Here is a 23198-nt window from a genome sequence, read left to right as displayed (position 1 = left end):
TATACATTCATCAAGTGCAACGTTTATAATGCTAAAACCTTCTAAATGAAATGGAACAACGCATGCCACTTTTAGTGAAACACATTGATGAGATTGCACGTGAAAAAAATCGTGATGTGCTGTTTGTACATTTTGAAGAATATGATCATGAACATCAGGAAAATAACCATGCACGTAATGCGTTATTTGAATGGTTAGATTTACAAAATATTGAATATTTTCCTTGTATGGGGCTTGCAGGTGAGGCTTTGCTCGTCAGCTATAGTGGGGATATTTATGTGGATGTTCCATTTGATGTGAATAATCCCGCGTTTCGTACTTTGAGTGAATATCTTGAAGATGAACAAGGCAATATGAAAATTGATGGTGTGTTGTTCTATTCACTCTCTTTGGAGCTCGCTTTAGAAATTGAAGCGGATCGTGCAAATGATGAATTTGATGACGAAGGCTTTGAAATGGAATATGACGAAGACGAGTTTGGTGATCAATTTGGTGAAGGCTTTGTTGAAAATATAGATTCACGACCAGAAGATTTAAGCAAGAGAAGCTTAAAAAAACCAAATGATGATGCGGATGATCAACTTGATGATGGGCCTATTGGGACAATTCAATAAATAACTAAACGGTATATAAATAAAAAAAGCCACGATATCCGTGGCTTTTTTTATTAAGAATTAATACAGTTCGCCTGACTTTCGACGTGCAATAAAGTCTTTCGACTCTTTCACGATCACCCCAGACAGCAGTAGCAGGCCGATCAAGTTTGGAATCGCCATCAAACCGTTGAATGTGTCTGCGAACAGCCAGACCAGATCCAGTGTTGCTACACAGCCAATAAATACTGAAGCGATATAAATGATGCGATAAGGGAATACAAATTTTTCACCGAGCAGATAGGTGGCACATTTTTCGCCGTAGTAGCTCCAGCCCAAAATGGTAGAATAGGCGAAGAAGATAATACCGAAGGTCACGATCCAGCCACCGACACCTGGCAGCAGTTTGTTAAATGTAGAAACGGTCAGAACAGCACCGGTTTGTCCACCAAAATCACTGCCGGCCATGATGAAGCCCATTACCAGGACAATACCCGTAATCGAACAGACAATAATTGTGTCAATAAAAGTTCCGGTCATGGACACCAGACCTTGACGTGCAGGATGATCGGTTTTTGCAGCAGCAGCGGCAATCGGTGCCGAACCCATACCAGCTTCATTCGAGAAGACACCACGCGCGACACCATAACGAATCGCCGCACCAATCGCACCACCTACAGCAGCTTCACCAGTAAAGGCATAGGTGAAAATCATTTTCAGTGCAGGGCCCACTAAATCGAGATGGGTGAAAATAATGATCAGACCGCCCGCCACATAACCAATCGCCATAATTGGAACGATGAAAGAGGCCGCCCTAGAAATCCACTTAATCCCGCCCAGAATCACTAGTGCCGAAAATGCAGTAATCACGATACCTGTAACCCAGGTTTCCAGACCGAAACCATTTTCTACCGCGAGTGCAACAGTGTTGGACTGAACTGAACTACCAATTCCGAAAGATGCGACAGCGCCAAAGAATGCAAAGATCAGCGCCAGCCATTTCCATTTCAGGCCACGCTCGATGTAATACATTGGACCGCCAGACATTTCACCGCGTTCATTTTTAACTCGGTATTTGACGGCCAGTACACCTTCGCCATATTTGGTTGCCATTCCGAACAGGGCAGTCATCCACATCCAGAATACGGCCCCTGGGCCACCCAGTACACAGGCAGTTGCGACACCGGCAATATTACCGGTACCGATGGTAGCTGACAGTGCGGTCATGAGTGAGCCAAACTGGGAAATATCACCTTCATGCGAAGGGTGTTTGCCAAAAACCTGTTTAAAGGCCAGTGGCAACATGCGGAACTGCCAGAACAGCAGGCGGAAAGTCAGGAATATACCGGTACCGACAATGAGAACCAGCATATATGGGCCCCAGACCCAGCCACTGACGGTTTCCATGATGCTTTGTAAATTTTGCATAAATTTCTTCTTATTTATCCGTGTCAGCTTTATTTGAGATGTTGATTGAAAAGCAATTTCTATGCCATGCGCGCTCATCCTAAATGCGAATATTGGCGGATTTGTATTCTATTTTTTACATAGTTTCAGCACTTTGACAAGAAAAATCCTGTATTCATTACGCCTTAAAACCAAGACTAAAGATAAATGAATATTGATATAAGAAAAATAAATTAATTTGCAAGATTAGTTGGAAAATACAAATGATGCGAATTTTCTTTTTGTATTCCGGGTTTTTTACGTTAATTTGTCGCCAATGGAACGCGAAGTTGAATTAACAATATGTCTAACGAAATTCATGGATCGCCAGAAACAAGTGGTGATTTGAAACGAAGCTTGTCCAACCGACACCTACAATTAATTGCAATTGGTGGTGCGATTGGTACAGGTTTATTTATGGGGTCAGGAAAGACCATCAGTTTAGCTGGCCCTTCCATTTTAATTATTTACATGATTATTGGTTTCATGGTTTTTCTCGTCATGCGTGCATTGGGCGAGTTATTACTATCAAACCTTGCGTATAAATCATTTATCGATTTTGCGACCGATTTAATTGGCCCTTGGGCAGGTTATTTCGTGGGGTGGACCTATTGGTTATGTTGGATCACGATTGGTATCGCAGATTTATCAGCCATTATTTATTACTTACAGTTCTTTAATGGGGGTAACCCGTTCTCGCCAGAAGAAGGGGTGATGATCAGTATTGCCGCCATTGTCTTTATCATGGGCTTGAACCTCGTTACTGTGAAACTCTTTGGTGAGTTGGAGTTTTGGTTTGCCTTAATTAAGATCATTGCGATTGTGGTATTGATTGGTGTTGGTTTGTGGATGATTTTCACGGGCTTTACATCGACTGCGGGCGATGTTGCATCATTTAATCATTTATGGTCGCATGGCGGGATCTTCCCAACAGGGGTAACAGGCTTCTTAGCTGGCTTCCAAATTGCTATTTTCGCCTTTGTCGGGGTGGAATTGGTGGGTACAACTGCTGCTGAAACCAAAGACCCAGAGCATAACTTGCCTAAAGCAGTGAACTCGATTCCAATTCGTATCATTATTTTCTATGTGCTTGCACTGGTGATTGTAATGTCTGTTACGCCTTGGAATAAGATTGATCCAAGCATTTCTCCTTTCGTGAATTTGTTTAGCCAAGCGGGTATTGCTGCTGCAGCCATTATTATGAATTTGGTGGTGTTATCTTCAGTAATGTCATCAATGAATAGTGGTGTGTTCTCTACATCGCGCATGTTGTTTGGTTTGTCTCGTGAAGAGCAAGGCCCGAAAGCGTTTGGTCACTTAAATAAACGTGCTGTTCCAGCAAATGCGTTGTATTTCTCAGCAGTGTGTTTACTACTCGGTGCTGCATTACAGTACTTTGTACCTAACACGGTTGAAGCATTTACTTTGGCAACCACACTTTCAACGATTTTATTTATCTGTGTGTGGCTCATGATTATCTGGAGCTATATCGTTTACTATAAAACACGCCCAGAATTACATGCTAAATCAACATTTAAACTTCCTGGCGGTTTGTTTACGTGTTGGATCGTGATTATCTTCTTTATTGGTATGATTTACGTGCTATCCCTTGAAGCGGATACCATGAAAGCATTAATGGTCAGCCCAATTTGGTTTGTCGTCTTATTGATTGGTTATTTTTGTTTCTATAAGCCGAAGCATAAATAAGTCTAAATAATACTGATGAAATGAAAAAACTGCTCCTTAGGGAGCAGTTTTTTTATGCGAATTTTTCACTACAAGGCTGATTTTTTACATGACCCAATGTGACCTTTATGGGTTGAATCCTTACCACCAATTTAATGTTTGATGGATAAAAACAGCTGAAATCGATTGATGTTAGAGAACATTTATCGGACTATGAATAGTTTACAAATTGATAAGCGATGTCAGTAAAATCAATGTTTTTGAGGCACAATTGCAAAGTAGATTTTTTGAGATGAGCGATAAAAATACAAAAATGCTTAAAATTAGTACAGGGTGCAAATAAGCCATCTAGGAATTACAGGGCTTTTCTTTTATCCGCGTGTTGATCACGTTATACTCGGAAAAATCTTTTCATTAGGTACGATTATGTATCGCTTTATGAATTATAAAATGATCGTGCTGATCAGCAGTGTTTTACTGACTGCATGTGGACAGTCTGGTGCATTACATTTGCCTTCTGATGGCAATGCAGATAAACGAGCAAAATATTTGATTTATCCAGATACGCCTGCACAGCAAAAGCAGGATAAGGAAACGACAACTGCACCTGCTGAAGCGTCTAATTCAAACCCAACACCTTAATGCTTTTTTAGAAAGGATACCTCCATGAGTTTCACCCGTATTAATGGGGTATTGCATGCAGAGCAATGTTCATTACAACAACTTGCGCAGCAATACGGCACACCACTATATGTTTACTCAAAAGCGACTTTTGAAAAGCATTATTTAGATATGGATCGTGCATTTAGCTTTATCGATCATCAAATTTGTTTTGCGGTAAAGTCTAACTCAAATATTGCGGTGTTAAACGTGCTTGCCAAGCAGGGTGCTGGTTTTGATATTGTAACTGGCGGAGAATTAGCGCGAGTATTAAAAGCGGGCGGCGATGCGTCAAAAATCGTATTATCTGGCTTGGGCAAAACTGAAGCAGATATTCAAAAAGCATTAGAAGTTGGCATTGCTTGCTTCAACGTTGAATCTTATGCTGAACTGGATCGTATCCAAAAAGTTGCGGCAGGATTAGGTAAAAAAGCACCGATTTCATTACGTGTAAACCCAGATGTTGATGCTAAAACGCATCCATATATTTCAACTGGCTTGAAAGAAAATAAATTTGGTATTCCTTCAGATTCAGTATTTGAAACTTATCAATATGCTGCATCTTTGCCGAATCTTGAAATAGTCGGTATTGATTGTCACATCGGTTCGCAGTTGACCGAAACACAGCCTTTTGTAGATGCGCTTGATCGTGTCATTGTGATGATCAATAAACTCAAAGAATTTGGCATTGAGTTGAAGCATATCGACATTGGTGGTGGTTTGGGTGTGACTTATAAAGATGAAGTTCCGCCTACAGTTGAAGAATATGCCAACGCGATGCGCCCAGCTTTAGAAAAATTGGGACTAAAAGTGTATATGGAGCCGGGTCGTAGCATTTCTGCTAATGCAGGTGTGTTGTTGACTAAAGTTGATTTACTTAAACCAACCAATCACCGTAACTTTGCCATTATTGATGCAGCAATGAATGATTTAATTCGCCCTGCATTGTATGAAGCATGGATGGACATTCAAGAAGTGACTCCACGTAACGATGTTGAAAAACAACAATGGGATGTCGTTGGTGCAATCTGTGAAACAGGTGATTTCTTAGGGAAAGAGCGAGAGCTAGCACTGAAAGAAAATGATGTACTGGCAGTATTGGGTGCTGGTGCATACGGTTTTGTTATGAGCTCTAATTATAACAGTCGTGGTCGTGCGGCAGAAGTGATGGTAGATGCTGACCAAGCACACTTAATTCGTGAACGTGAAACGATTGAGTCGCTCTGGGAACGTGAAAGCCTGTTGCCATAAGGAGTAAATCAGATGTTATTAGAATTTACGAAAATGCATGGCCTGGGCAATGATTTCATGGTGGTTGATTTAATCAGCCAACGTGCATACCTCGACACAGTGACCATCCAACGTTTAGCAGATCGTCATTTTGGTATTGGTTTCGATCAACTTTTAATTGTAGAACCACCCGATTTACCGAATGTTGATTTTAAATATCGCATTTTTAATGCTGATGGCTCTGAAGTAGAACAATGTGGCAATGGCGTACGCTGTTTTGCGCGTTTTGTCCATGAACGTCAGTTAACCACAAAATCCAAAATTAAAGTGCAAACCAAATCAGGAATTGTAGAGCCTGAATTGGGTGCAAATGGTTGGGTGCGTGTGAATATGGGCTATCCAAAATTCTTACCGCACGAAATTCCATTTTTGGCAGACGAGCCTGAAAACTTGTATGACATTGCACTGGAAAATAATCAGCAATTGACTATTGATGTCGTGAATATGGGTAATCCTCATGCTGTGACGATAGTCCCTGATGTGATTACCGCTGATGTTGCGATGATTGGGCCACAAGTTGAATCACATGAGCGTTTCCCACAACGTGTGAATGCAGGTTTTATGCAAATCATCAACGAAAAGCAAGCACGTTTACGTGTGTTTGAGCGTGGTGTGGGCGAAACCTTAGCTTGTGGTACAGGCGCTTGTGCCGCAGCTGTGTCTGGTATGCGTCGTGGTTTATTGGCAAATTCAGTGGAAATTGAATTGGCTGGCGGTAAATTGCAAATTGAATGGAAAGAAGGAGAGGTAGTCTGGATGACTGGCCCAACCGCAACTGTTTACGAAGGACGCTTAGACTTAAGTTACTTCCAAGGTTAAAATGAAAGCCCTGATTTATTCAGGGCTTTTTTATAGCGGTATTTGATACATCAGCAATAAAAATAATTCAAAAATACAATCAAAAAATAGGACTGACCATGGATACAATAAAAGAAGAAATATTAGAAAGTCTATTTGCGAAGGCTGTACATGAACCTGCTTATCGGCCTGAATTTTTGCAGCAACTTTTGGCTGCGAATGTGTATTGTGTTGGACATACAGATCGAAATGATACCGCCATAGACATACAAGAGCGTCATTTATCTACTGGTTCAAATATCCAACTCAAAAGTTGGGATGATGACGAATATACCAGTGTGCTTCCATTTTTTACGTCATTAGAAAAAATGCGTTTAGCGATTTCAGAGGAAGAATCATTTATTTGTTTACCGGCAAAAACTTTATTTGAAATGACTTTTGGTTCTCGTTTGGTACTTAATCCACAATCACCTGATGCGAGCAAAGATTTTATTCCAGATGAAATTGACTACTTACTTAAAGGAGAATTTGGAACCTCACCAGAGAATTACCTGATTGAAGAAGATACCGAAATCCTGATCGGTCAACCGGCAGATTATCCAACATTTATGGTCGAACAATTAACGATACTTTTTGCGACAGAAACTGATGTGAAAGCTGCATATTTGGCACAAATGTTTAATCAGCGTAGAGATGAAGAGCCAAGTTTATTGATTGGACTTGAGTTGAATGAAGGTTTATCGAAAGAACATGTGCAAGACTTACATAGTAAAATTAGTCGCGTTGCTTATGACAGTATGCAAGAACAAGGCTTAGTTGATTTGATTCACATGCTGGATGATGATCAAGAGGGCGTCGTTGCATATTTAAGAGATGAAACTGAACCTTTTTATGTGCGAGCACAGGGCAAGAAAAAAGGTTTTTTTGCAAGACTATTTTCATAGCGTACAATCTTCCTCAATGAAGAACCAAATCAGGCCGTAGAATATTTTGATGAGACAGCAATTCAAGTTGAGTATTGGAGATCGCAAATGACGGTAGATAATGCACAACTCCTTGAAATGTGGTTAAAGCAACGTGAAATTCAAAATCAGTCTAAACATACATTGCAAGCGTATGAACGAGATGTTCAGGATTTTATGCATTTCTGTGTCTCAAGAAATATTCAGCTGAGTGATGTTGAAAAAACAGACTTGCGTGAGTTTGTTGCTTATAAAGTTGAAAAGTTTCAGTTGAGTCCGAGTAGTTTGCAGCGGATGTTGTCTTCTATACGACAATTTATGAAATGGGCTGAACAAGGACAATATCTGGCATTTAATCCTGCAGATGATTTTCAATTAAAACGTCAATCACGTCCTTTACCTGGTTTGGTAGATATTGAAACGATTCAACAAATCATGGAACAGCCTGAGCCCGAAACGGAAACTCAACGACAACTGTGGATTCGAGACAAAGCCATTTTAGAGCTATTGTATTCAAGTGGACTACGTTTAGCTGAAGTGCAGGGGCTGACCATTCGCGATATCGATTTTAATCGTCAATTATTACGTATTACAGGTAAAGGGAATAAAACCCGCATTGTGCCTTTTGGCTTAAAAGCAAAAGAAGCGGTGATGCATTGGCTACAATTATACCCTGCATGGCATGGTGATTTTGTACCAGAAGCTCAAGTGTTTATTACCCAAAAAGGGCAACCACTCGGCGTGCGTCAAATTGAAAATCGAGTTAAATTTCAAGCACAGCGCGCAGGGGTAAATGTAGATTTACATCCGCATTTATTACGTCATTGTTTTGCAAGTCATATGTTGTCTAATAGTGGGGACTTAAGAGCTGTGCAGGAAATGCTTGGACATAGTAATTTAACCACGACACAAATTTATACGCATGTGGATTTTGATCGACTCGCGCAAGTGTATGATCAAGCACACCCACGCGCGCAGCATAAAGAATAGTAACAAATTTAAAAATATTGCACTTTAATGTGGTTTGATCTTTGCTACATATTTAGAGTGGTTTAACGAGTTGGGAGTCACTGAAATGTACGATTTAAGTCACTTTCATGAAATTTAAATAAGCTTAGACAAGAATATTGGTAAAATTGACTGATATTTTGAACTATTGTCGCATTATAAAAATTCAAATTATCAGGTATAAAAATTGTCCATTACCTAGTCGTAATGAAATTAGTCCGTTTGACTCGGCATTTTAGTCACGCTGTATTGTTCAAAATATATAGGCCATAACATGATTGCAGATATTCAAGAAAAATATGACCAGTTAAGTGCAAAGCAAAAAGAAATTTTTGCGGGCTATGGTTTACGCCAGATTAAGCACTTTGTTGAAATTAACTTACCAGATATGGAAGCAGTCATGCCTGCGGGGGCACTGGTACAAGGAATTAATGCTGACGGGAAAGTGCAGGCATATGATTCAGCAACGGGTCAGCATTATATTTGGATTTCAGACAAGCAGTGGCAACTCAGTACCAAAGCAACTGAAATGGTTGATAGTAAAGAAGATGCAATGACAGTTTGGCGCATTTTTGATTTACAAAAATATGAGCTCATAGACTTAAGCCATGTACATCGTGATTTTTTAGAGAGCCAAACAGCTTAATTACTGTGAATACTGACTCAAAAGGCACTGGATTGGTGCCTTTATATTTTTGTATATGCGTGTAAATGAACTTCACAAATCTTCTAAAGGTAACTGGAAACTCTGTTTAATAATTTGACTCGGTAAATCGGTTTTGACACTGGTGATGCCATTCTTTTTGGTTAAATGGGTGGATTGAAACTTACGATAACTTTCTAGGTCTGGTACCACGACTTTTAGCATAGCATCACATTCACCTAAAATAATGTAGCACTCCATCACTTGTGGTAATTCTTTCATGGCTTCAATAAAGGTATCGATGGTTTCAGCATCTTGACCAACTAACCAAATACGTGAAAACAAAATGAGTTGAAAACCAATTTTTTGTGGGTCGACAACAGTCGTGTAATTTTGAATAACACCTGCGTCTTCTAAGATTTTAACTCGACGTAAACATGAAGATGGTGACAAGCCTATTTCCTTGGCAAGATCATTATTTGGGATTCGGCCATTATTTTGTAGCTCACGAATGATACTTTTATCGATTCGATCTAGCTTTACTGAAATAGACTTAGAAGAAAGCTTCATAAATTAGAATATAATTTGAAAAATAATACATATTATAGAATATTTGAAATCCTATTTTATATAGTTTCAAACATACTTATTCCACTTTCACGACATCGAAAGGGAAAAGTTGAAATGTCTGTATTTGCATTGTTTGCCTTAACGGTAATCCCCCTTATTTTCACACCAGGACCCGATATGCTGTTTATCCTGTCACAAGTGATGGGTAAGGATGCAAAAGCGGGCATGATGGCAACCCTAGGTGTATGTAGTGGTTATTTGGTGCACTCGATTTTGGTAGCATTAGGGATTGCAGCAATTATTGTTTCGTTTCCTGTGTTATTTGAAACGATTCGCTGGTTGGGGATCGCTTACCTTTTATATTTATCAGCACATTTGTTGCGGTCGGTATTTACTCATAAAAAACTAAGTATTGAGAAAAAATCAGCTTCAAATCCTGTGAAAAAGGGCTTTTTTACGGCGCTTTTAAACCCCAAGGGTATGTTGATTTATTTTGCAATCTTACCGCAGTTTATCGATAAAACAGGTAATACCGTGAGCCAAGGCTTGATCCTTTCACTGATATTTATTGGCTTAATTTTTATCGTGTATTGCAGTTTGAGTGTGATCTTTGCACGTATTACACAAAAGACGCAGATTGATGAACGTAAGCAAAAATGGATTGATGGAACATCAGGTGGTTTACTCGCACTTGCTGCTTCTTGGTTAATTGCGAACTAAACAAGAATAAAAGAACCTCCCAAATGTGGAGGTTTTTTCATTTTCACTTGCTTCATTCACTAGGTTTTTGAAAATGAGAACTGCTCGTTCTTTACGAATTTGGCTTAATATTTGGAAAATTGTAAGCTTCTGTCTTAAATGACACGTTCTGATATGTTGCTGAATGTGTAGATAGAATGCTCTATTTCAGAAAGATTGATCGAAAAATAATATTAAATCAGAACTATTGATGAACTAAATCAAGTAAAAAAATAATAAAAATCAAAGGTTAAAAAGTAACTAAATCCTGAGCGATTTCAGATCAGTAATGTATTATTTAAAAAATGTGAACGATAAGTTCAAGGAAATTACGCTTTTTTACAGGTCTTTCGATAATTGTGACTTGACCGAAATGCCGTCCACATAGCAAGATAGGGCACCTAAAAAATTCAAAGTGAAGAGTTTAAAATAACTTTTCTCAACATTTACTTTTGCTAAAACAGCCGAGGATTACATGAAGGCTCTTGTTGCTGTAAAACGTGTGGTTGATGCCAACGTTAAAGTTCGCGTTAAGCCGGACAATAGTGGGGTTGACCTTACTAACGTTAAAATGTCAATTAACCCATTCTGTGAAATCGCAGTGGAAGAAGCGGTTCGCTTAAAAGAAAAAGGAACTGTTTCAGAAATCGTTGTTGTTTCTATTGGTCCTAAAGAAGCTCAAGAACAAATCCGTTCTTCTATGGCTCTTGGTGCTGACCGCGGTATCCTTGTTGAAGCTGACGACAGCCAATTAGGCGCACTTGAAGTTGCTAAAATCCTAAAAGGTGTTGTTGATGCTGAACAGCCACAATTAATCCTTCTTGGTAAACAAGCAATTGATGATGACTCTAACCAAGTTGGTCAGATGCTTGGCGCACTTCTAGGTGTAGGCCAAGGTACATTCGCTTCAGAAGTTAAAGTTGAAGGCGACAAAGTACAAGTAACTCGTGAAGTTGACGGTGGTTTACAAACTGTTGAACTAGCGCTTCCTGCAATCATCACAACTGACTTACGTTTGAATGAGCCACGTTATGCAGCTCTTCCAAACATCATGAAAGCGCGTAAAAAACCGCTTGATACTAAGTCGCCTGCTGATTTTGGTGTTTCTCCTGCAACTAAACTTAAAACAGTTAAAGTTGAAGCTCCTGCAGAACGTAAAGCTGGTGTACAAGTGAAGTCTGTAGACGAACTTGTAGACAAATTGAAAAACGAAGCGAAAGTGATCTAATACAGAAGGATAAAAATCATGAGTATTTTAGTTATCGCTGAGCACGACAACAAAGCACTAAACGGTGCAACTTTAAACGTTGTTGCTGCAGCGCAAAAAATCGGTGGTGATATCACTGTATTAGTTGCTGGTTCAGGTGCGCAAGCAGTTGCTGATCAAGCAGCTAAAGTTGCGGGTGTGAGCAAAGTATTACTTGCTGACGACGCTGCTTATGCAAACCAATTGGCTGAAAACGTAGCTAAACTAGTTGCGTCTATCGGTTCTGGTTATTCACATATTCTTGCTGCGTCTACAACGACTGGCAAAAACGTGCTTCCACGTGCGGCTGCACTTTTAGATGTAAGCATGATCACTGACATCATTGCTGTTGAAGGTCCTAAAACTTTCAAACGTCCGATCTATGCAGGTAATGCAATTGCCACTGTAGAATCTGGTGAATCTATCGTTGTTGCGACTGTTCGTGGTACTGCATTTGATGCTGTAGCTGCTGAGGGTGGTTCTGCTGCTATTGAAGCTGCTGCTTCTGCTGGCGACGCTGGTATCTCTAAATTCGTTTCAGAAGAAATCGTTAAATCTGAACGTCCAGAATTGACTGCTGCACGCATTGTTGTTTCTGGTGGTCGTGGTGTGGGTTCAGGTGAAAACTATCACACTGTACTTGATCCATTGGCTGACAAGCTTGGTGCTGCTCAAGGTGCTTCACGTGCTGCAGTTGACGCTGGCTTTGTACCAAACGACATGCAAGTGGGTCAAACGGGTAAAATCGTTGCGCCTGACCTGTATATCGCTGTAGGGATCTCAGGTGCGATTCAGCACTTGGCAGGTATGAAAGAGTCTAAAGTGATCGTTGCGATTAACAAAGATGAAGAAGCACCAATCAACTCAGTAGCTGACTACTGGTTAGTAGGTGATTTGAACACTGTTGTTCCTGAATTAGTTTCTAAAATCTAATTTAACAACGTCGTTCTAAAAGCGCCCTTTGGTATATTTGCCAAAGGGCGCTTTTTATTTGGTTTAATTTTAAAAGGGAATTTAAAAACTGATTTCAGTTTGAATGAAGAAAAACATCAGTATATAAAAATTAAAATTTATTAATTAAAACAACTTTTATTACAGTGTCTTAACTGATTTTGATTGTGAGTAATTCTTCAAAAGCTTATATGAATCTTAATGAATTGTATATTTAATGTTACTATTGTATTTTTATTTATCTTGCCTTTTGGCGGAGTTTCCTTTTGAAATTTGATTTTCAGTTACCAGTAAGTGCATTGGTGCTGATGATCTGCTGTCTACTTTTTCCTTTTTTGCAAAGTATTTCTTTCCCTTTATTTGATGGAATGACTGTCACAGCAGTTGAGTCGGTCCAAGCACTTCTATTGCTTTTCTTTGGTGTGTTTAGTTTCTTTTATCTGCGTCCACTCGAAATGGAAGATGGCAAAAAGCAATTTTGGCTTTGGGCCGTTGCATGGTGGATTTTACTATTTGGGCGGAGCATAAGTTGGGGGCGTGACTATTTTCCAGATGTGCCAAAACCTTATTTTCGTATGATTTCAATATTCTTGATTGCACCAGTGGTCTTCATGTTGTTTTCGCCACATTTGCGTCATGAAATAGCGCATAAGCTAAAGACCATGTCTTTACCTGTGTGGGCTTTGATATTGGTGTTATTTGGGCTGTTTGTGTCAGATACAGTTGAACATAGTCGTGTCTTGTCATTTGTATTTTTGCATGATGTTGCCTATAAAGACTTAATTGAAGAAGTTTATGAATTCCCATTGATCATTGGATTATTTTTGTTGTCTTATCCAATGATGTTACAAGACCGTGTAGATGTCACTGCTGATGAGCTTCAATATCAAAATGAGTGATTTTTATCACATTTAATTGCTGAATTTTGATCATTCAATCTGAAATTTATATGTCTTAAAAAAGCCTCTATAAACAGAGGCTTTTTTGTAGGTCTGAATCACAGTTTTGGTTAAAATAAATACAAAAAATCATGGTTATAGTGAAAGATGTTTAGCACAAAAAGAAGGGTTTTTATGCTATACTGTCTGACTTAATTTTTAATATTGGTTCGGTGTTTTTTGAACCGATTTTTACAGATTTTACGATATATAAATGCGGGCAGAATTCTGCTTGTATAACAAGGAGTATGCATGAGCGTATCGGAAATTAGACCGATTGCCATTGAGGATGAACTGAAAAGCTCATATCTCGATTATGCAATGAGCGTGATTGTGTCACGTGCATTGCCAGATGTCCGAGATGGTCTTAAGCCAGTTCATCGTCGTGTGCTTTTTGCAATGCACGAATTGGGCAATGACTACAACAAAGCTTACAAAAAGTCTGCCCGTGTAGTCGGTGATGTGATCGGTAAATATCACCCTCATGGTGACTCTGCTGTATACGAAACAATTGTTCGTATGGCGCAAGATTTCAGTTTACGTTATCAATTGGTCGATGGTCAGGGTAACTTCGGTTCGGTCGATGGTGATAGTGCAGCAGCAATGCGTTATACCGAAGTACGTATGCGCAAACTCACTCATGAATTACTGGCAGATCTTGAAAAAGATACAGTAGAGTGGGAAGACAACTACGACGGTTCTGAGCGTATCCCACAAGTCATGCCGACACGCATTCCTAATCTATTGATTAATGGCGTAACCGGTATTGCTGTTGGTATGGCAACTAACATGGCACCGCATAATATGACTGAAGTCATCAATGCGTGTCTTGCTTATGCCAATGACCCACAAATCAGCATCGAAGGTTTGATGCAGCATATTTCAGGCCCTGATTTCCCTACTGGCGGTATCATTTACGGTAAATCAGGTATTGTTGATGCTTACCGTACAGGTAAAGGCCGTCTACATATTCGTGGTAAATACCATTTTGAAGAAGACCAAAAAACGGGTCGTACTACAATTGTATTTACTGAAATTCCTTATCAGGTGAACAAAGCAAAAACGATCGAACGTATTGCTGAGTTAGTAAAAGAGAAAAAACTCGAAGGGATTTCTGAGCTTCGTGACGAATCTGATAAAGACGGTATGCGTATTGCAATTGACTTGAAGCGTGGTGAAAACGCTGAAGTGATTGTGAATAATCTATTCCAAAATACGCAGCTGGAAAATTCATTCAGTATCAACATGGTTTGTCTAGATAATGGCCAACCAAAGTTGATGAACCTCAAAGATATTATTGCTGCATTTATCCGCCATCGTCAGGAAGTGGTTACACGTCGTACGATGTTTGAATTGCGTAAAGCACGCGAACGCGGTCATATCTTAGAAGGTTTAACGGTTGCTTTAGCTAACATTGACCAAATTATTGAAACGATTAAAACTTCTGCAAACCCAGCTGAAGCGCGTGAGCGTTTACAAGCAGGTGAGTGGGCAGCGGGTAGCGTTTCAGCACTTCTTGAAAAAGCGGGTTCTGTTTCAGTTCGTCCTGATGAAATTGAAGGTGAAGATCCAAACCGTCCGTTTGGTATTGATGGTGATATTTACCGTCTTTCTCCAACTCAAGTGGGCGCGATCTTAGAATTGCGTTTACATCGTTTAACGGGTCTTGAACAAGACAAATTACACGCTGAATATACCGAAATTCTAGGTCAAATTGCTGAATACACTGCAATCTTGAATGACTTCAACCTATTGATGAACGTGATTCGTGAAGAGTTAGCGTTAATTCTTCAGCAATATGGTGATGCGCGTCGTACCGATATTGTTGAATCTCGCATCGACTTCTCTCGTGAAGATTTGATTCCTGAAGAACAAATGGTGTTAACCGTTTCTAAATCAGGTTATGCGAAAACTCAACCATTGTCAGATTACGCTGCACAGCGCCGTGGTGGCCGTGGTAAGTCTGCGACTAGCATGAAAGAAGATGATTACATTCAGCATCTGATTGTGACGTCTAACCATGCGACAGTACTTTGCTTTACCAATGTTGGTAAAGTGTACCGTCTGAAAGTGTATGAAGTGCCACAAGCATCACGTGGTGCTAAAGGTCGCCCAATGGTGAACTTATTGCCACTGGATGATAATGAAACAATTACAGCAATTTTACCTGTGATTGACGCACCGAAGAAATTTAAAGAGCGTTTAGCGGACTTTAAAGCTTTCGTAAAAGCAAATAGCGAACAACTTCAAAGCAATGAAGTGATTAATGGTCATTTCGTTGAGCTTGAAGCAGCATTGGCTGAAATTGAAGATGGTGCAGATGACTTGTCTGATGCATTACGAGTTCAGTTGAAACAGCTTGGTTTAGAACTTTCTACCACTGATCTTGATGATGAAATCATCAATGACTTCGCACAACAAGCTGAAGCGGTTCGTAAAAACTTCTATGTATTCATGGCGACTGAATACGGTACGATTAAACGTGTTGAACTAGAACAATTCTCTAATGTTCGTTCAAACGGTTTACGTGCGATTGAATTGAATGGCGATGATACTTTAATTGGTGTCGCAATTACCGATGGCGAGCAACAAATTATGTTGTTCTCAAATGAAGGTAAAGCAATTCGATTTGCCGAAACTGATGTACGTTCAATGGGTCGTTCTGCCAAGGGTGTACGTGGTATGCGCGTAACCATTGGTGCAGCACAATCAGAAGATGTTGAAGATGCAGATGTAGATTCGGATGATGAAGATACTACAGATTCAGCGTTGATCAGCCGTATTGTTTCATTAGTTGTGGTTCCAGAAACAGGTGAAGTGCTTTGTGCTTCTGAAAATGGTTACGGTAAACGTACCCCTGTAGACGATTTCCCAACCAAGAAACGTGGTGGTAAAGGTGTTATTGCCATCAAAACTTCAGAGCGTAACGGTCAATTGGTCGGTGCAGTGGCAATCGATTCGACCAAAGAGCTGATGTTGATTTCTGATGGTGGTACTTTAGTACGTACTCGTGCATCTGAGGTGGCACAAACTGGCCGTAATGCACAAGGTGTTCGTTTAATCCGTTTAGGTAATGAAGAGCTTCTTGTTGGTGTTGTTTCGATTGAAGCAGTTGAAGAAGATGAAACTTTTGAGGAAGTTGATGCGATCGAAACTGAACAATTAGTTGATGACTCAACAATTATGGATCAAACTGAAAATGAATCGGACTTAAATGAGCCTGAAGAAGACTAAGTTCTAGATCTGAAAAGAGGGCGCTACGGCGTCCTTTTTTATCGGTGAATTTGCTAATACGATATGAGTACAACATGAGACTAAAATATTTTGCAGTTGTTTCACTTCTAGCTTTAAGTGGGTGTGATCAGATTGGTCAAAAGGCGTTAAATGCAATTCCTGACCCAAGTCAAGAGCAAGCCCAAGTAGCACAGGCGGCTTATGATGAGTTGCGTACAGGTAATTTTGATCAGTTATACACTTATTTTGAGCCCGAGCTAAAAGCTAAGTTTGTACAGAATGAAAAAGAATTGCGTAAATTTGCACGTGGCATTCCAAATCAAGAATATTCACGTAAAAACATTGTGGCTAAGCATATTGAAAAAGCCACAGATAAGCCTTCGTTGTATACTGTGACCTACGAATATGGTTATACCAATAAGAACTTAGTTCAGTACGATGTGAGTTTTGACAAGCCTGCGGGCAGTAGCAAAATTCGTGACTTTAATATTTCAGTTTTTGGTGAAAAGAATTAAACAATTGGAATAAAAGTTTTGAGATGAAAAAAAGGACGCCGAAGCGTCCTTTTTTGAGACAAATATTTATGCCGCTTTTTTCATTTCAGCTTCATAAATTTTTTGTTTTTCAGCATCGAATTGGCCTTCCCATTTACTGATCACAAGAACCGCAAGTGCGTTACCAATCACGTTCAATACAGTACGTGCCATATCTAAAATACGGTCAATACCTGCAATGAATGCAAGACCTTCAAGTGGAATACCAACACTACCCAAAGTCGCTAAAAGTACAACAAATGAAACGCCAGGAACACCTGCAATACCTTTAGAAGTAATCATTAAGGTTAATACCAAAATGACTTGCTGTGTAATGGTTAAATCAATGCCGTAAAGTTGTGCAATAAAGATTGCTGCAATACTTTGATACAAGGTCGAACCATCAAGGTTAAATGAATAACCAATAGGAATGACAAAACTTGTGATTGGCTTAGGTGCGCCATAAGCTTCCATTTTTTCCATGATACGTGGTAAAACGGTTTCAGAGCTTGCAGTCGAGTAAGCCAAAATTAATTCATCTTTCAAAATTTTAATAATTGCCCAAACGCTGAATCCACAGAATTTAGCAACTGCACCTAAAACAATGAAAATAAAGAAGAAGATTGCGCCATATACAAGAATAGCGAGTTTCAGCAATGGAACAAGTGAACTAAAACCAAAGTTCGCAACCGTTGCCGCGATTAAACCGAATACACCTACGGGTGCAAATAGCATAATCATGTGCGTTACTTTGAACATGGTTTCAGAAACAGCAGTTAATACATTGATTAACGGTTGTTTTACTTCCTGATCCAATGAGCCTAAGCCGATGCCAAACATCACTGAGAAGAAAATGATTGGAAGCATCTGACCACTGGTCAATGCAGCGAAGAAGTTTGATGGAATCAGTGAAAGTATTGTTTGAATCAAACCATGAGAGTGTTCGCTCACTTCATGTGTTGTTTCTTGATACTTTGAAATATCGACTTGCGTCAATGCAGACATATCAATGCCGGCACCAGGCTGGAATACGTTGGCTGCAATCAATCCGACTAAAATGGCAACAGTGGTAATAATTTCAAAATAAATAATCGTTTTGAAACCCAATTTACCTAAGTTGCTGCCATGGCTTGTGTTTGCAATACCTAAAATAAGCATCGAAACGACAAGCGGAATAACGATCATCTTAATCAAGTTAATAAAGATCGAACCTAGTGGGGTTAGAAAGTTACTAACTAAAGCATCACGATATTCTGGAGAATAGTGTAGGAAAGAACCAACAAGTATACCTAGAATGAGAGCAATCACGATTTGCCAAGCAAGGCTCACCTTAATCTTTTTCATACATAAGCTCTTATGTCAGATTTGGGAGGAAAAAAGCCCACAGTCATCCATGAAACAAATGCTGCAGACAGACGAAGTCAGCCTTGGCAAAAGCTTCTGAAGAATTTGGGAGAAGAAATACTTGAATATTTTGCAGCTAATATGAGAATACAGCTAATATTTTTGATGAATGATCAACTGATTGGTTGTTAAATTATCATTTTTATTTGGAAATACGATTTAAATTTATACTTTTATTTATGAATATAATAAAAATGAGTTATTAATAACCAGTCTTGAAGATTTTCGTTTTTGAAAAAAACGAGGAAAAAATAAAGCAATTGGTACATTGAACAGAATTTATATAGTAGTTTGATTTATAATTGGGCAATAAATTAATCAGCTAAATTACTTATTTTTTAAGCCGAATATAATTTTAAGATTTCATCTAAAGATTGAATAATAAATAAGAAGGAGCCAGTAGGTGTTAAAACAATTTTTAATCATTTCATGTTTAATTCTACCGATTACAGCATGTGAAAAAATAGGAAGTTACGTAGCTGATAAAATAGATGCAGCTTTACCTGAAGAATCAAATTTGCAGCGGCATAAAGCAGAAAAAATCTATACAGCATTGCAACAACCCAATCAAACAGACTTATTAAGTTTAATTGAGCCAGATATACAAGACGCACTGCGGAAGGACTTAACTTTGTTCGAGCAGATGAAGTTAATGATTCCTGCTGATGAGCAAACATCAGAAGTTGAAGTAAAACGAACATTGGCAACGAATAATTTAACTGAAGGAAAAACCACAACTTTGGTTTATCAATTTAGCTATCCTCAATATGACGTCTATATGAGTATCGTATTTGATGGGCATGATGGTGGTGATAAAGTGCGTGGACTTTGGGTTGAGCGTGAAAATAAAAAATTAACGGATACTGCTGAACTAGATGATGCTCTAGTCAATGAACCAACATCTGACGATGTAACCCTTGCAGACCATGTTGAAGCTGCCTCAACAGTCAGCGTAAACACCTAAAGTTAACTCTGTATGAAATGAGGCATTTGCTTGATCTTAATAAATGAAATTTATGTTCTTGATTCTATTTAGGCAATGTAGTCATTTTATTTCACATTTACCATAGAGCTAGGTTCTAACTTCAAAAATTGCTGCAATTGCTACTTAATTTCTCCTTTGATTTAATCGCCAATAAGCAAGACATAAAAATACAGCTGCGACAGTAGTTAAATAAATCAGTTTTGGAATAATGAAATAAGTTGGGACACCCATTTGATTCAGCTGTATAAACATTTGAATGCCTTGGGTTGAGGGTAATAATTGCGCTATATGTTGCATCCAGATTGGCATTGCAGCATGTGGCCAAGCTGTTCCTGAAAGTAAAAAAAGTGGAATTGAGCTAAAAACGATGACATGTCCAGCTCGTTCAGGCATATCTAAATAAGTCGCTAAAAATAGCGTGATCGCAATGATACTACTTAAAAAAATCGGTACGGCAATGACCATACCCCAAAAGTTGCCGCCACGTGGATAATCATTCAACCAAAAGGTAAAGCCGAAAAGGTACAAGCAGCCAAGCGTACCGATAGTTAAGATCGTAAAAAAGATTCCCCAAAATTGTGTGGTACTTGTACGCCAAGCAAGATTTTGTCGATAGGTCGCAATGAGCATACACAGACCAAGCAAAATGGTTTGATGAATAATTAAGGGGGCAACCGCAGGGAAAATATAACTGCCATAACCGGAGAGTGGATTGAACAGTGGTATTTTATGAATGGATAGTGCAGGGCTGAATTCAGAGATATTTTGAAATTTTTTAGTATGTTCTACTAGTGCATTTTCTATTGAAGTTGCGAGACCCAAGCCAATTTTTTGAGTTTTAAGAAAGTTCGCTGCACTTAAATATAATCCGATGCCACCTGTTTCACCCCGCCGTATGCTGTTGGAAAGGTTACTCGGTAAAAGTAAAATACCGTCGGCTTGTTGCCTACGTAACATGCTTTCAGCTTCTGCAAAATTGCCTGTGATAGCACGTATTTCAACGTTAGGACTATTTGCTACAGTCGTAATAATCCGATTGGTGATCATGCTTTGTTCTTCATCGACCACAATGATGGGCAGTGACTCGGCATGTTCGGCTTGATAGGCAATTGGATAGAAAAAACTATATAGAAATACTGACAGTACGAGAGTGGTAAATATAGAGCTATGTTTAAAGATATCTCTAAACGTCTGTATATAAAATTGAAAGAAAGATGTCATTGCACGGCCTCCTTGGTGATTTTTCGAAGAAAGAACCACGCAAGTCCAAAATAGAACGTGCAGTAAATCATCAATGTGATGAGTGGAGTTATCGAAATATTTAGTGGACTACCAATCACCCATTGTTCTGTTTGTAATTTTGCATAAGGTGTATAGGGAATAATGTTTGCCCAAAATTTGGTGAACATCGGTGCATTGTTTAAAGGTAAGGTCACGCCTGCGAAACTAAGTGATGATCCACCGTAGACTGCAATAAAGCCAAAAGATTTTGCTAGGTCTTTGGTTGCTAAAACGACAGTCGAGCTAATAAATGCATAGGAACTATAGAAGAATAGCTGACCGAGCAGAATGATCCATAATGAGCCTTGAATGAACCATCCACGAAATTCGATTAACCAGAACATCCATGCCCAAGTCCATAAACTGAAAATCAGCACATAGCTTAAATTTTTACTGATTAAGGCACGAGATAAACTTTGCGTTTGCGTCCAATTTTGTAACTTACCCGCTTTAATTTCTTGCCCTACAGAAAACGCCACACAGCAACAGAGGAGCAAATGTAAAATCGCAGGGATCATATAAGGTTCTAGGTAGAACTCGTAATTCAGGCCTGGGTTATATAGGGGAGAAATTTTGACATTCGGCGTTGGGGCATCAAGATAAGGAATGTTATTTTCAAAATAATGATTTCCAGTGAAATCGGCCATCGCTTGTAAAGTACTTAATAGCATTGCAGAAGAAATACTGTTGCCAACACTAAAATAGCTTTGATTATAGGCGATACTTATTTGAGCATCCTTCGCTTGCACCAAACGTTGTTCTGCGCCCGCAGGAATGTGTATATAACCCCAAACTTTTGTTTGATTAATTAATTGTTCAGCTTCGTTAACATTGGTAGTAATCGCTTTGACATTTAGACCATGATTGAGTTCTGTAAAGCGAATAATATTTTGGCTTAAGCTGCTTTGGTCTTGATCGATAATGGCAATTGCAAGGTGTTCAGGCTTGCCTTGGGAAAACATGCTGCTAAAGAGAAGTATGATTAAAGCAGGGGCGAGTGTAACCATACACAAGTCCCATTTATGCTGAATCAAATAGCGGAATTCACGTAGCATGCCCATCCACATTTAGTTGTTCTCTTTAATTTTGAACAGCACACTCATACCAACTTTAAGTCCAGGGATTTTTTGAGCTGGTTTAAGCTGAACTTTAAAGCTGCGAATATCATAACCACCCGTTTGGCGCGTAGTCTTAATGGTGGCAAATTCACCTTCAGCTTCAATATGCTCAATTTTGAATTCAGCAGATTGATTCAAAGCTGGAATAAAGCCAGTTAATGATTTGGCTTGATAAACTTGCGCATATTGGTCTTCACGGACATTTAAACTGATCCACAAGCTATCATCTTGTAGAAGGCTCACAACTGGCACCCCCATAGCAACCAGTTCTGAAACTTTGCCATAAATTTTAGACACTGTTCCCGCAGAAGGCGCAACCAGCTGTGTTTCAGCTTCTAAAGCATTAGCTTCATCTACAGCAGCTTGTGCAATTTTGACTTGTGCTTCGGCTGAGCTTTGCTGTTGAGGGGTACTGCCACGTTTTGCACGTGCATATTGTTGGTAGGATGCTTCTGTCATTTGTGCTGATGAAATGGCAGCAGCTTGCATTTCATCACGGCGTTGTCTAGAAATGACACCTTCCTTAAATAAATTTTGCCCACGTTGAAACGTCGTTTGAGCAAGTTGTTGTTGTGCCTTAAGACTTTGCCAATTAGCATACAGACTATCAATATTTTCTTGTTGAGAACCACGTTCAGTGGTTGATAATAAAGCTTGTGCCGATTGAAGTGTCGCTAGGGCTTGCTGTTTTTTTGCTTCAACCTCAGGACTACTAAACCGCACCATGGCTTGCCCAGCTTGCACTTTCTCACCGTCATGGACATAAATTTCTTCGATTCGACTTGGCACTTTGGTGCTGACATGAATGGTTTCAGCTTCTACACGGCCTTGTAATTCAATTAACTTTGGTTGATAACTTTTCCATAATCCAAATGCAATTAAGCCCACCAGTAAAATCAAAATAATCGCAATAATCAGTTTAATCATATTGGATTTTTGCTTTGGCGGCGTAGGCTGTTCAGTACTTGCTGATGCGTGAGAAGGAGAGCTTCCTTTCTTTGATTTATTTACAGGCTCTGTGTTTGCTAATAGGCCATTATCAGTTTTTTCTTCGGAATCAATGGTTTCTGAAGATTGGTTTAAGTCTTGTTTATTCGACATTTTTTCATCAGCT

General features: G+C 39.2%; 20 protein-coding genes and 1 pseudogene. 15 read left to right on the top strand and 6 right to left on the bottom strand.

The window, feature by feature from the left end; genetic code table 11:
- Nucleotides 1–50: 50 nt before the first annotated feature.
- Nucleotides 51–419, top strand: a pseudogene (locus A9J31_RS10640) (hypothetical protein); the annotation flags it as partial.
- 255 nt (nt 420–674) lie between these two features.
- On the opposite strand, the gene A9J31_RS10635 reads toward A9J31_RS10640, so the two are convergent.
- Nucleotides 675–2021 (bottom strand): alanine/glycine:cation symporter family protein, encoded by a 1347-nt coding sequence (locus A9J31_RS10635; protein ID WP_005236738.1) that lies wholly within the window; start codon nt 2019–2021, stop codon nt 675–677.
- A gap of 321 nt (nt 2022–2342) precedes the next feature.
- Between A9J31_RS10635 and A9J31_RS10630 the strand changes: the two genes are divergently transcribed.
- The 7 genes from A9J31_RS10630 to A9J31_RS10600 all read left to right on the top strand — a co-directional run bounded on the left by A9J31_RS10630 (nt 2343) and on the right by A9J31_RS10600 (nt 9089).
- Complete coding sequence (locus A9J31_RS10630; RefSeq protein ID WP_067765376.1) at nt 2343–3746, top strand: amino acid permease; 1404 nt, start codon at nt 2343–2345, stop codon at nt 3744–3746.
- Nucleotides 3747–4163: 417 nt separating this feature from the next.
- Entirely contained in the window at nt 4164–4367 is a 204-nt protein-coding gene (gene lptM / locus A9J31_RS15780) for an LPS translocon maturation chaperone LptM (RefSeq protein WP_067765761.1), read from the top strand.
- A gap of 24 nt (nt 4368–4391) precedes the next feature.
- The gene (gene lysA, locus A9J31_RS10620; protein WP_067765373.1) at nt 4392–5636 is read left to right on the top strand and encodes a diaminopimelate decarboxylase; all 1245 of its coding nucleotides are present in this window, start codon (nt 4392–4394) and stop codon (nt 5634–5636) included.
- Between the two features lie 12 nt (nt 5637–5648).
- Nucleotides 5649–6494 (top strand): diaminopimelate epimerase, encoded by an 846-nt coding sequence (gene dapF / locus A9J31_RS10615; protein ID WP_067765369.1) that lies wholly within the window; start codon nt 5649–5651, stop codon nt 6492–6494.
- Between the two features lie 98 nt (nt 6495–6592).
- A complete protein-coding gene (locus A9J31_RS10610) occupies nt 6593–7417 on the top strand; it encodes an enhanced serine sensitivity protein SseB C-terminal domain-containing protein (protein WP_067765366.1) in 825 nt (274 codons plus the stop codon).
- Nucleotides 7418–7504: 87 nt separating this feature from the next.
- Nucleotides 7505–8425: a tyrosine recombinase XerC gene (locus tag A9J31_RS10605; RefSeq protein ID WP_067765363.1), complete on the top strand. Its 921-nt coding sequence runs from the start codon at nt 7505–7507 to the stop codon at nt 8423–8425.
- Nucleotides 8426–8717: 292 nt separating this feature from the next.
- Nucleotides 8718–9089, top strand: coding sequence for a hypothetical protein (locus tag A9J31_RS10600; RefSeq protein WP_067765360.1), 372 nt, complete (start codon nt 8718–8720; stop codon nt 9087–9089).
- 72 nt (nt 9090–9161) lie between these two features.
- On the opposite strand, the gene A9J31_RS10595 is transcribed toward A9J31_RS10600, so the two are convergent.
- On the bottom strand, nt 9162–9656 hold the full coding sequence (locus tag A9J31_RS10595) for an Lrp/AsnC family transcriptional regulator (RefSeq protein WP_067765358.1): 495 nt from the start codon (nt 9654–9656) through the stop codon (nt 9162–9164).
- A 114-nt stretch (nt 9657–9770) separates the two neighbouring features.
- On the opposite strand from A9J31_RS10595, the gene A9J31_RS10590 reads away from it, so the two are divergent.
- From A9J31_RS10590 to A9J31_RS10565, 6 genes are all read left to right on the top strand, one after another.
- On the top strand, nt 9771–10376 hold the full coding sequence (locus A9J31_RS10590; RefSeq protein ID WP_067765355.1) for a LysE family translocator: 606 nt from the start codon (nt 9771–9773) through the stop codon (nt 10374–10376).
- 493 nt (nt 10377–10869) lie between these two features.
- A complete protein-coding gene (locus A9J31_RS10585; protein ID WP_067765352.1) occupies nt 10870–11622 on the top strand; it encodes an electron transfer flavoprotein subunit beta/FixA family protein in 753 nt (250 codons plus the stop codon).
- A gap of 18 nt (nt 11623–11640) precedes the next feature.
- Nucleotides 11641–12573: an FAD-binding protein gene (locus tag A9J31_RS10580; protein WP_067765350.1), complete on the top strand. Its 933-nt coding sequence runs from the start codon at nt 11641–11643 to the stop codon at nt 12571–12573.
- A 284-nt stretch (nt 12574–12857) separates the two neighbouring features.
- Nucleotides 12858–13490, top strand: coding sequence for a hypothetical protein (locus tag A9J31_RS10575; protein WP_150923014.1), 633 nt, complete (start codon nt 12858–12860; stop codon nt 13488–13490).
- Nucleotides 13491–13781: 291 nt separating this feature from the next.
- A complete protein-coding gene (gyrA, locus tag A9J31_RS10570) occupies nt 13782–16763 on the top strand; it encodes a DNA gyrase subunit A (protein WP_067765346.1) in 2982 nt (993 codons plus the stop codon).
- Between the two features lie 74 nt (nt 16764–16837).
- A complete protein-coding gene (locus tag A9J31_RS10565) occupies nt 16838–17278 on the top strand; it encodes a DUF3887 domain-containing protein (RefSeq protein WP_067765344.1) in 441 nt (146 codons plus the stop codon).
- Nucleotides 17279–17344: 66 nt separating this feature from the next.
- Here A9J31_RS10565 and gltP read toward each other — a convergent pair whose 3' ends face one another.
- Nucleotides 17345–18640 (bottom strand): glutamate/aspartate:proton symporter GltP, encoded by a 1296-nt coding sequence (gene gltP, locus A9J31_RS10560; RefSeq protein ID WP_067765341.1) that lies wholly within the window; start codon nt 18638–18640, stop codon nt 17345–17347.
- A gap of 463 nt (nt 18641–19103) precedes the next feature.
- On the opposite strand from gltP, the gene A9J31_RS10550 reads away from it, so the two are divergent.
- Nucleotides 19104–19664 (top strand): hypothetical protein, encoded by a 561-nt coding sequence (locus A9J31_RS10550; protein ID WP_067765337.1) that lies wholly within the window; start codon nt 19104–19106, stop codon nt 19662–19664.
- A gap of 144 nt (nt 19665–19808) precedes the next feature.
- Here the strand turns inward: A9J31_RS10550 and A9J31_RS10545 are convergent, their stop codons facing one another.
- From A9J31_RS10545 to A9J31_RS10535, 3 genes are read right to left on the bottom strand one after another with little or no spacing between them, the layout of a single operon-like run.
- On the bottom strand, nt 19809–20906 hold the full coding sequence (locus A9J31_RS10545; protein ID WP_067765335.1) for an ABC transporter permease: 1098 nt from the start codon (nt 20904–20906) through the stop codon (nt 19809–19811).
- Nucleotides 20903–22033: an ABC transporter permease gene (locus A9J31_RS10540; RefSeq protein ID WP_067765332.1), complete on the bottom strand. Its 1131-nt coding sequence runs from the start codon at nt 22031–22033 to the stop codon at nt 20903–20905. The genes A9J31_RS10545 and A9J31_RS10540 overlap by 4 nt, the downstream gene beginning before the upstream one ends.
- Nucleotides 22034–23185 carry an HlyD family secretion protein gene (locus A9J31_RS10535; protein WP_150923021.1) on the bottom strand — a complete coding sequence of 384 codons (1152 nt, stop codon included), beginning with the start codon at nt 23183–23185 and terminating at the stop codon, nt 22034–22036.
- Nucleotides 23186–23198: the final 13 nt, after the last annotated feature.

This window comes from Acinetobacter gandensis (assembly GCF_001678755.1).
Lineage (GTDB): Bacteria > Pseudomonadota > Gammaproteobacteria > Pseudomonadales > Moraxellaceae > Acinetobacter > Acinetobacter gandensis.
The sequence above is the reverse complement of the archived record's forward strand: the minus strand, read 5'-3'. Positions and strand labels throughout refer to the sequence as shown.